Below are 4,240 nucleotides of genomic sequence, written 5' to 3' on the forward strand. Positions count from 1 at the left end.
CAACACATCATCTAAGGTATTAATGCCCAAATCAGGTAAACCTAAAGAACCTGCGGCAACACCACCACCTGATAAATAAATGGCTTTAAAGCCTGCACGTTTGGCTAATAACGCATGATTAGCATTGATAGCACCAATCACCTGTAACGGTGACTCTTCGGCTAAGGCTTGGCGAAAACGCGCACCTGCACTGTGTAAACTCATCTTTTCTCTCCAACTAAGTGGTTTTGGATATTTTGACGCGCGGCACTGATATGACGGCGCATTAACAACTCAGCCATTTCACCGTCTTTGGCTTCAATGGCTTCAATAATTCGGGAATGTTCGGCAAATGCCTTATGGGGACGACCTTCGGTCACAGAAAACTGATAACGATACAAACGCACCCGATGATATAACTCACCACAGAGCATTTGCATCAACACTTCATTACGACTAGCCTTTACAATCCGATAGTGAAAATCAAAATCACCTTCTTCTTGATAATAGCCCTTACCTGTTTGTAGTTCGGTTTGCTGTTGATGTTGTTGCAACAGCTGCTTTAAGCCTTGTACTTCTTCTTCGGTGACATGCTCAGCCGCCAAGCGTGCTGCCATACCTTCTAACACTTCGCGCACTTGGTACATCTGCAACACATCATCAATGGTTAGCTCAACCACACGCACTCCCACATGAGGAATACGGGTCAATAATTTTCGTGCTTCCAAACGGCGTAAGGCTTCGCGCAAAGGCCCTCTGGATACACCATAACGAGTGGTCAACTCCGCTTCGGACATTTTTACGCCTGCTTTAAGTTGACCTTTGACAATCGCATCCTGAATTTGGGCAAACACTCGGTCGGCTAAAGTCATATTAGCTTCATTTGAAGATTCTATGATTGAAGAAGGAGCTTGCTGCACAATATTGTCTACAATTTTATAAAAAGTAGAGCAATAATAAGCAAAAAAGACAAATAGTCAAATAAAAACCAATATTTTGTCGACAAAAAAATGAATTTCTCAGCATAAGAATGACTATTTAAAATATGCTTGATGATTAATGTAATTTAGTCAACAATCGACAAAATTTTTTACTGCATTATTCCTTTTAAAACCATTCAGATTCAAGGAAGTCTCTTTTATATGACTACACTTAGCCCTTCTATTACCGAAGCATTAACTTGGCAAATATCGCCTTTATTTGTCATTTTTGCCTTAATTTGCGCTGGAGGGCATTTTTATAGCATCACCACAATCAGCCAACATCACCACTCTTTATTCAAAGATCGTTCACCATTGAATTTAATTTGGTATTTAATCATCAATACCGTATTAGCATTAAATATCTGGTTTATTGATCTGCTATTAATGTTAGGTACTCGTCCACAATTTTCCATTCAAAGCGCATATATCACATGGTCATTGGCCATTAGCTTTTTGAGTAGTTTTATTTTTGTCCTTATTTTTAGTCAATTTAAACAGCACAAGTTAAGCCAACTATTGTTTATTATATCAAGCACATTAGCCATATCATTCATACATTTATTAACCACGCTGAGCTTAGTCAGCTATAACTATTTTGAAACAGACTATTTACTCTTTTTTACCTCAATGAGTTTATGCTTAGTTAGCAGCCTTTTACTAAATGAATTTTCTTTTAAAAATCAAACATTTTATGACCATAAATACTACATAGCTTTATTATTATTTAGTTTATGTTTGGTCATTTCATATCGTATAAATTTAAGTGCTTTTGACGTTTTCAGCGTGCCAAGTTTGGTCACAGATAGCGTATTATCACAAAAAGCTTTAACAGCAATAGCCATTGTTTTGTTTTTAGCCATTATTAATATTTTATTGTTGATATCATTACATAGTTATCAAAAACTCAAAATGCAACAACAAGCACTCGACAGTGCCGAACAACAATTACAAAAATTACAAGGTAATCATTCCTCTCTTGAGCAACTCGCTCATTACGACACATTAACTGGTTTGTTTAATCGTCATGCCTTTATGGATGCCTTTGCCGCTCGTTTAACGGAATCTAAGCAATCAGCCAATAAATTAGCGATCATGTTTATTGATTTAGACAATTTTAAACGCATCAATGACTCCTTAGGCCACTCTGCAGGCGATGAATTGCTGAGAATTATTTCTCGACGATTAAGAAGTGTTTTACGTGGACATGACTTAATTGGCAGAATTGGCGGAGATGAGTTTTGTCTAGTGGCACCAATTGGTACAACACCCGAAGCAAAAGTGATTGCAAATCGTATATTGCATAAAATGCAAGAGCCAATTACCTTGAGTGGGCATGTTGCCAATACAACGATCAGTATTGGCATTAGCTTATTTCCCTATGATGGTGACAATCAAGAATTACTCATCAAAAATGCTGATCACGCACTTTATCAATCAAAAGGTTCAGGACGAAATACTTTAAACTTTTACAGTGATTATTTACAACACAAATCACATCGGGAGCTTTCTTTACAAAAAGACCTACATTCTGCCATTACTGAATCTCAGCTTTTTGTGGAATACCAACCCGTTATTGATTTAAAAACCAAAAAACTAGTTAGCTTAGAAGCCCTAGTGCGTTGGCTACATCCACAAAAAGGCATTCTAACACCTGAACATTTTATTAATATTGCAGAATTTAACGGTTTTGTTGCCTTAGTTGATATGTGGGTTATTCGTCAAATTTGCCGTGATATCAAAGCATTACAAGCTTTAGGTTCGCCGTTAATGATTAGTATGAATTGCTCAGCTCTCAATATTAATAACGATAATTTTATCCCAGAAAGTCTTGCCATTCTTGATGAAGAAAAAATTGATTATCAATGGTTTTGTTTTGAATTATCTGAAAACGTTTTGTATGAGCATCGACATAAAGCTCCGATTTTTTTATCTAAACTGCATGAATCTGGACTAAAATTAATTGTCGATGATTTTGGTTCAGGAGCATCTTCATTGATATGGTTAAAAACATTACCTATCACGCAATTAAAACTAGATCGTAGTTTATTATTAGACCCCAACAACCCTGAAGATAAAGAAATTGTTGCAGCTTTAATTGCTATGTCTCATAAACTTGGTTGGCAAGTAACCGCAAAAGGGATTGAATTATCCGAACAAATTGAATTATTAAACACCGAACTTTGTGACTACGCTCAAGGATATATGTTTGGTAAACCCATGCCATTTACTAAAATCATTGAATTACTAGGTAAATAATAAGCTTAGACCGACAAGGATTGTCAACACTTCAAAACTACGCTTCACTAATTGATTACCCTTTAATAAAGCCCAATGAGCACCAAGATACCCACCAATTAAAGAACCTAATAACAAGGCAGGTAACCAAGACCAAGCGACAGGTGTTTGTAAGCCCAAAAATAATGCGCCTAAACCATTCCAAAAAAAACCGACTAAAATCAAGGTATAAGATACCGCACGGGTAAAATCAAAACCAAACCATCGAACTAACCAGATAGTCACAAATAAACCAGTCCCTGATGTCAAAGAACCATTCAATATCCCTATAATAAACAAACCTAAACAACCTATGATTAAGCCTATTTTATCTCGATGAATACGCTGACTTGTTAATCCTAAATCTTTTTTTAATAAAGAATAAACGCCTAACCCTAAGGTTAAAACCCCCAAAGCAAACTGGGCTATTTGTTCAGGAATGGCTAAAATTAATTGTGTTCCTAGCCAAACTCCAGGTAAACCAGCAAGCAAAATTAACAGCGCAAAACGCCATTTTAATTTACCTGTTTGCCAATGGCGTGTTGTTGCACCGACGCCTAAAGCAACACTGGCAATTTTGTGTGTTGCGAGTGCCATACCAAAAGGTAAACCAAGATGCAATAACGCAGGCAATTGTAATAAACCTGCTCCCCCACCCGCTAAAGCAGATAATAAATTTGCAACTAAAGAAATCACAAACAAAATGAGGGAGTCGATTAATGGCACAAAAATAGTTTCCACAGAACAAACAAATAAAACCTTAACAAAAGGAAATAGCTATATTAAGATTGAGGGATTACAGATAATAACAAACCTTTACTATTTTAATTGATGATTTTTTAAATTCTGAAGCTACGGCAGATGATTTCGAATTTCGTGATTCTCGAATTTTTTGAATTCCATAAAAGGCCAAAAAACCTATTCCTAAAAAAGTTACTAATGTAGAAACATCAGACCCTACTATAGTGACGATAGATTTTTGTGATACAGGTATCGAATGATGA

Annotated in this window: 4 protein-coding genes and 1 pseudogene; 1 reads left to right on the forward strand and 4 read right to left on the reverse strand. The window is 36.2% G+C overall.

What is annotated here, in order from left to right; translation table 11 throughout:
- Window positions 1-204, reverse strand: a pseudogene (prpB, locus tag Q0212_RS15390) (methylisocitrate lyase); the annotation flags it as partial.
- Complete coding sequence (locus tag Q0212_RS15395; RefSeq protein WP_297927149.1) at window positions 201-851, reverse strand: GntR family transcriptional regulator; 651 nt, start codon at window positions 849-851, stop codon at window positions 201-203. The gene Q0212_RS15395 and the pseudogene prpB, both read right to left, overlap by 4 nt.
- Window positions 852-1,121: 270 nt before the next feature.
- On the opposite strand from Q0212_RS15395, the gene Q0212_RS15400 reads away from it, so the two are divergent.
- A complete protein-coding gene (locus tag Q0212_RS15400) occupies window positions 1,122-3,218 on the forward strand; it encodes an EAL domain-containing protein (protein WP_297927151.1) in 2,097 nt (698 codons plus the stop codon).
- On the opposite strand, the gene Q0212_RS15405 is transcribed toward Q0212_RS15400, so the two are convergent.
- Both Q0212_RS15405 and Q0212_RS15410 read right to left on the reverse strand, forming a co-directional pair.
- Window positions 3,207-3,962 (reverse strand): sulfite exporter TauE/SafE family protein, encoded by a 756-nt coding sequence (locus tag Q0212_RS15405; protein WP_297927153.1) that lies wholly within the window; start codon window positions 3,960-3,962, stop codon window positions 3,207-3,209. The two genes, Q0212_RS15400 and Q0212_RS15405, sit on opposite strands and share 12 nt — an antisense overlap.
- Window positions 3,963-4,032: 70 nt before the next feature.
- On the reverse strand, window positions 4,033-4,240 hold a 208-nt coding region (locus tag Q0212_RS15410; RefSeq protein ID WP_297927155.1), incomplete at its 5' end, for a hypothetical protein.

The sequence above is a fragment of the uncultured Agitococcus sp. genome, from assembly GCF_937920075.1.
In the GTDB taxonomy this organism is placed as follows: Bacteria; Pseudomonadota; Gammaproteobacteria; order Pseudomonadales; family Moraxellaceae; genus Agitococcus.

Excerpts from the sequence above, each read along its gene's own strand:
- Q0212_RS15395 (WP_297927149.1), bottom strand. The coding sequence starts at position 851 with ATGACTTTAGCCGACCGAGTGTTTGCCCAAATTCAGGATGCGATTGTC.
- Q0212_RS15400 (WP_297927151.1), top strand. The coding sequence starts at position 1,122 with ATGACTACACTTAGCCCTTCTATTACCGAAGCATTAACTTGGCAAATA.